Genomic DNA, 554 nt, shown 5'->3' with positions numbered 1-554 from the left:
GCACTGCCCATTTTTGCTGCGACTGCCGCGCGCCATTGGCCGACCGTGGTGGTTGAACTGATATTGTTCCCCGACATCGCCGTGCTCGATATGTAGGACGACATGAGGCTGCTGTCGTCGGCCGTCGCGATTTCAGCACCCGCGCTCGGGCCAAAGTTATAATAGGCCCGGGCATCAAGGGCTGTCGGGTTACTGATGCCGCTGTGCTGCAGACTGGTCGCGGCATCCTTGAGATACTGCGCCGCAGCCACCGCCTGCGTCGCCGGGTCCTGCTGGCCCGCCGTGCCGCTGGTGATGGATGAGGCCAGCGAGGGGTCTGCGGCCAGTGCCTCTTCAAGGGTCTGGCTGTAGGTCCCGTTGCTCATCTGGAACGCGCCGGTGATCGTACTGCCGTTTCCGGCCGTGTAGAGGTTCTGGCAGCCGGATTCCACCACGCAGGTCGCGGCAAGCGCTGATGGATTGACGCCCAGCGCCTCGGCGTTCTGGGCTGCCGCATAGCCCCATGACTGCTGGTATAGGGTCTCGAGCGCATCGCTGTCGGACGTGCCTGCTGT

Annotated in this window: 1 protein-coding gene; it reads right to left on the bottom strand. The window is 64.1% G+C overall.

The genetic code is table 11. The features are described 5' to 3' along the window. Positions 1-554, bottom strand: a 554-nt coding sequence (locus B7449_RS20890) for a hypothetical protein (RefSeq protein WP_048884139.1), incomplete at both ends; no start/stop codon positions are given.

This window comes from Komagataeibacter intermedius TF2, from assembly GCF_000964425.1.
GTDB classification, from domain to species: Bacteria; Pseudomonadota; Alphaproteobacteria; order Acetobacterales; family Acetobacteraceae; genus Komagataeibacter; species Komagataeibacter intermedius.
This window is presented reverse-complemented; position numbering and strand designations above follow the sequence as displayed.